Raw genomic sequence first — 5,335 nt, forward strand, 5'->3', positions numbered from 1 at the left:
TGGCCAACCTCCAGGCCGAGGTGCTCGAGCGATTCCGCCCCACTCGGGATTCGCGTGTTTCGCACATCGCGTCACCGAGTTTCGACGCATCGATCTACGAGCTGACGATGGCGTTCGGCGTCGGTGCCACCGTCGTGATCGTGCCGCCGGGAGTCTTCGGCGGCGGCGACTTGGCCGACCTGCTCGAATCCGAACACGTCACGCACGCGTTCCTGACGCCCGCGGCGCTGTCGTCGATCGACGAGACACGTCTGGGCAACGTTCGGGTCCTCGCCGTCGGAGGTGAGGCCTGTACTCCGGAGTTGGTGGCGAAATGGGCACCGGGCCGCCAGATGTTCAACGGCTACGGTCCGACCGAGACCACCATCCAGGCGAGTGTCGGTGGTCCGCTGGTGCCCGGTGGCACGGTGGACGTCGGCAGGCCTGGAACCGGATTCCGGTTCCAGGTGCTCGACGCACGACTGCGGCCGGTTCCGGCCGGAGTGTCGGGCGAGCTCTACATCGCCGGTCCCGGTACCGCCCGTGGATACCTCGGGCGTTTCGGGCTGACATCCGAGCGCTTCGTCGCCGATCCGTTCGGTACTCCTGGCGACCGGATGTATCGAACCGGTGACATCGTGCGCTGGGGAAGTGCCGGAGCCGTCGAGTTCGTCGGACGCAGTGACTTCCAGGTCAAGGTGCGCGGTTTCCGCATCGAACTCGGCGAGATCGACTCCGCACTCACCGAGAACGAGCAGGTCGGATTCGCCGCCACGATCGGGCACACGGCGGCGTCGGGTGACACCGTCCTCGTGTCCTACGTTCTCGCGGCCGACGGCGAATCGGTCGACACCGAAGCACTTCGAGACCGAGTCGCCAAAGTGCTTCCGCGTCATATGGTTCCGTCGGCGATCATCGAGCTGGACGACATTCCGCTGACGCCTGTGGGCAAGCTCGATCGGCGGGCCCTGCCGGTTCCGGAGCTGACGACGTCGACCACTCCGTACCGGGCACCGGCCACCGCCGTGGAAGCTGCGATCGCCGATGCGTTCGCGCAGGTTCTCGGAGTCGATCGGGTCGGCATGGACGACAACTTCTTCGAGCTGGGCGGGACGTCGCTGGTGGCCACGAAGATCGTGCCTGCCATCGAGAACGCCATCGGAGTGCGGGTGCCGCTGCAAGCGCTGTTCGTCGATCCGACACCGTCGGGGTTGGCAGCGCGGGTCGCCGCGGATGCCGACGCCGGGGGCGCGGATCTCGATTCGGTGTTCGGGGTCGTGATTCCGCTGCGCGGCAGCGGGTCCAAGGCACCGTTGTTCTGCGTTCACCCGGGAATCGGGTTGTCGTGGGGCTACGCCGGTCTCGTCTCGCATCTGAGCGACGACCGTCCCGTGTACGGCCTACAGCTGCCGAGCATCGTCGAAGGGTCGACGTTCGGGTCCATTCGCGATCTCGCGCACCGCTACGCCGACGAGATTCGCGCTGTTCAGCCGGTGGGTCCGTACCACCTGCTCGGGTGGTCGCTCGGCGGCTCGCTCGCTCATGCGATAGCGGTGGAACTGCGCAGCACCGGCAGCGATGTTCGCACCCTCGCACTGTTGGACAGCTACGTCGACGGGCACGACGGCGAAGCGGTCGAGGGAGCGTTGAGCGTCGAGAACCTGCTTGCGGGATTGGGGCTCGATCTGACTGCTCAGCCCTCGACCGAGCCGTTGACCTACGAACGGGGCGTCGAACTACTCGACGAGTCGTTGGGACAGACGACCGGCGTTTCCGCCGATCATCTGCGACGTATCAATGCGGGATTCGAGAACTCGACTCGAATAATGGCCGAGTTCATCCCGGACGTGTTCGACGGAGATGTTTTGTTCTTCTCCGCAACGAAGGGTGCGAGCGATGGAATTGTTCGATCTCCGCAGGAATGGCGGCCGTATGTGACAGGAGATATCGTCATCCACGATGTCGACGTTTTCCACAACGAGATGACCAATGCAGATGCGGCCACTGTGATCGGGCCGGTCGTCGATTCTCATCTCGGGAATACACCTGAATAACAATTGATGTGTTCTTCACATCGCAGGGCACATCTACGAATACCATCGGCACTCGAGACGAATGCCGTCGAATACGAATCACTACCACCAGGGGACAGAAGTGAAACTGATCAGAACAGCAACGGTAGCGGTGGCGTTGACCGCTGCGGTGGCCACCGGAGCAGGCCATGCTGTGGCAGACCCGTCGTCGGACCCGGTGAATTACGAGACTTCGGTCAACCCGGACGGCACGGTCACCACCATCCTCGATGCCGGGCTGTTCCGGGTCGACGCCACGAGCGAGAACGTGTCCGTCATCGACCAGGCCGGTGCCACGCTCGCAACCGTTCCGCTGGAATACACCATCAACGGCACCGTCTACTCGATCGCACCGCTGATCGGTGCCGAGGGTCGCGAACTGACGTTGACTCCGCAGACGGTTCCCGTCGCCGAGGTCGCAGGTCCGCAGACCAAGCAGCAGGCATTCGACAACATGGTCAACCAGCTCGCAATCGGCTGGAACAACGGTGGCGGTGTCGGCACGGCGATCGGCGCAGGCCTCGGCTTCGCCATCGGCTGTGTATCGATCTTCCCGAACTTCATCTCCGGGTGCATCATCGGAACCGTCATCGGTACGGTTGCCGGCGCGGTCATCGGTACGTCCAACGGAAACCCGCAGGCTCAGCCTGCCGTGTTCGAGTACTTCACCACTCCGTAAGGCAGAACGGCCCCGAGCCGACGGAGGTCCGAACAGCGGGTGGAGCGCGTGCGCTCTACCCGCTGTTCGCTGTCCGCCCGGTCAACGCCCGGCGCATCGACACGGCTTTGACCATTGTCTCCTCGAACTCCTCGTCGGGATCCGACAGTGCCACGATTGCACCACCCACTCCGTACGTCACTTCATGCTCGGTGGCCACGATCGTGCGAATGACGATCGAGAAGTCTGCGGTGCCGGTAATCGAGAAGTAACCGATGGCACCCGAGTACACCCCGCGCGGTCCGTCTTCGAGCTTGTCGATGATCGCCATCGTGCGGATCTTCGGGGCTCCTGTCATCGAACCACCGGGAAACGCGGCACGGATACAGTCCGCCGCGGATGCGTCCTCGCGCAGGCGGCCACGAACGGTCGAGACCAATTGGTGCACGGGAGCATAGGTTTCGACATCGAACAGCTTCGGTACGTGAACCGACCCCGGCACGCAGACCTGGGCGAGGTCGTTGCGCACCAGATCCACGATCATCAGATTCTCGGCCTTGTCCTTCTCGTTCGCGACGAGATCGGCCTTGAGCGCGTTGTCTTCTTCCGCCGTGGCTCCGCGGGGACGCGTCCCCTTGATCGGCTTGGACTCGACTACGCGGTCGGCGTCGATGCGCAAGAAGCGTTCCGGAGACGCACTCAACACCGACAGCTCGGGAAACTTCAGCAGCGCACTGTACGGAGTGGGGTTGATTTCACGCATGTACGAGTAGGTGGCGGTCGCGTCGATGGAACCGGCTACGGTCGCCGTGTTGGTCAAACAGACCTCGTACGTCTCACCGGAGCGAATCTCGGCGAGGCACTGGGAAATCAGATCGAGGTAGTGGGCACGGTCGTGGCGTAGACGGGGCTCGAGCGATCGATCTGCTCCGAGCAGGGGAGTGCCCGACGCTGGCGCATCCGCGTGGTCGTTCGGGACTGCCTTTCGAGACAAGCCACGCAGGGTCTCGGTGACAGAGTCGAACCACTGCGCCAACACAGGATCCCCGGGGGTGGTGGCCAACCCCATCAGATACAGGGTGCCGGCTTCATGGTCGAACACCAGCGCGCGATCTGCGAAGACCATCGACGCGTCGGGAGTCGAGGCCGTGTGAACCAGTTGGCCACCGGTATCGGCCTTGAGCTCGTATCCCAGATACCCCACGTAGCCGAGTCCGAAAGCAAACGGTAGGTCGTGTCGAGGGGGAGTGGACCGCTCTCGCAATCGCTCGTCGATGTAGTCGAAGAATGTCGAGTGGATGCGCTCGGTCGTACCGTCGGCACCTTGCACGGTCACCGTGGTCTCGGCAACCGAGTAGGTCACGTACTCCGCATGAGGACCCGAGCAGTCGCCCATGACGGTGAATCTGCAGTCGGGTTCGAGAGCCGCGCTACCGTCCAGCCAGAAACTCTTCGAGCCGTCCGCGAAATGAGCGTCGAATACCTGCTCGGAGTCGAAAGTCTCGTCGAGCGAACGTGTTTCGATGGTGAAGATCGAATCCTGAGTCCGTGCGGCGCTCGATGCGGCCGATTGAGCCAGTGTCAGATCGCGGAAGTTGGCGAGTAGTTCGCGGCCGTATTCGGTACTGATCGACTCGGGATGGAACTGAACGCCCCACATGGGCTTGCTCCGGTGCCGCACGGCCATGACCAGTCCGTCGGGCGTCCATGCGACTTCCTCGAAGTCGGCAGGGGTGCGGGTCACCACGAGCGAGTGATACCGCACCACCGAGTAGGGCGAGGGGATTCCGGCGAACAGGTCCACGCCGGAATGAGTGATGTCGGTGATCCTGCCGTGCATCGGCGCGGGCGCGAGATCGACACTGCCACCGAACAGATGGCACAGACCCTGATGCCCGAGGCACACGCCGAGTATCGGTAGACCGGACTCGAGTATCACGCGAGAACTGATCCCGAAGTCCTGCTCCACATCGGGCCGCCCTGGACCGGGTGAGATCACGACGTTGTCGAAAGCCTCGAAATCCAAAGACGTCCACTCGACGTCGTTCTTGACCACCGTCGGCGGCCGTCCGTTCACCTCGGTGAGAAGGCTGTACAGGTTGTAGGTGAACGAATCGTAATTGTCCACCAGGAGCGTATGAATCGTCATCGGCGTGCTTCTACCGTTTCCTGTCGAGGCCCGGCCCGGGCGTCGGAGAATCGATGATCGAATCCTCGACGCGACATGCCTCTGCAATCATCGTTCGGTACAGATCTTCGAGAAAGTCGGGGGACATCCCATTGGCCGACGCGAATTCTCTCGCTCGCTCTGTCACCAATCCGACACGGCCTGGTTGCATCATCGGAATGGCGTGTTCTCGTTTTACGTGTGCAACACGTACACACACATCGATGCGGTCTCGAATTGCAGCGCGCAGAACTTCGTCGATTCCGTCCAACTCGCGCCTCAACTCCGCAAGCTTCTGCTCGCCGACTGCGCGATGGCCTTCCGATTCCGCTTCGGAGGCCGCCGTGCGCAAAGCGTCGGTCGAGCGCTGATCAGAATCCTGGCTCACGAGTTATTGCCCCCTGATTTTTCGAGTGCGATGCCGCTGTTTATCGGTATTGTCCGACAACTGTTACGGCG

Annotated in this window: 5 protein-coding genes; 3 read left to right on the top strand and 2 right to left on the bottom strand. The window is 62.7% G+C overall.

Annotation, left to right across the window (positions count from 1 at the left end; genetic code table 11):
• Both A2J02_RS16120 and A2J02_RS16125 read left to right on the top strand, forming a co-directional pair.
• Positions 1-2,033 (top strand): AMP-binding protein (locus A2J02_RS16120; RefSeq protein ID WP_156516245.1); only part of this gene is annotated, 2,033 nt, incomplete at its 5' end.
• 100 nt (positions 2,034-2,133) lie between these two features.
• On the top strand, positions 2,134-2,730 hold the full coding sequence (locus tag A2J02_RS16125) for a hypothetical protein (RefSeq protein ID WP_156516246.1): 597 nt from the start codon (positions 2,134-2,136) through the stop codon (positions 2,728-2,730).
• Positions 2,731-2,785: 55 nt separating this feature from the next.
• Here A2J02_RS16125 and pabB read toward each other — a convergent pair whose 3' ends face one another.
• Together pabB and A2J02_RS16135 are read right to left on the bottom strand one after the other, a co-directional pair.
• Positions 2,786-4,858, bottom strand: coding sequence for an aminodeoxychorismate synthase component I (gene pabB, locus A2J02_RS16130; RefSeq protein ID WP_068051192.1), 2,073 nt, complete (start codon positions 4,856-4,858; stop codon positions 2,786-2,788).
• 10 nt (positions 4,859-4,868) lie between these two features.
• Positions 4,869-5,159, bottom strand: a complete 291-nt coding sequence (locus A2J02_RS16135; RefSeq protein ID WP_231893877.1) for a chorismate mutase — start codon at positions 5,157-5,159, stop codon at positions 4,869-4,871.
• On the opposite strand from A2J02_RS16135, the gene A2J02_RS28765 reads away from it, so the two are divergent.
• A partial coding sequence (locus A2J02_RS28765) for a hypothetical protein (protein ID WP_231911469.1) occupies positions 5,061-5,335 on the top strand: 275 nt, incomplete at its 3' end. The two genes, A2J02_RS16135 and A2J02_RS28765, sit on opposite strands and share 99 nt — an antisense overlap.

It is taken from the genome of Rhodococcus sp. EPR-147, assembly GCF_001647185.1.
Lineage (GTDB): Bacteria > Actinomycetota > Actinomycetes > Mycobacteriales > Mycobacteriaceae > Rhodococcoides.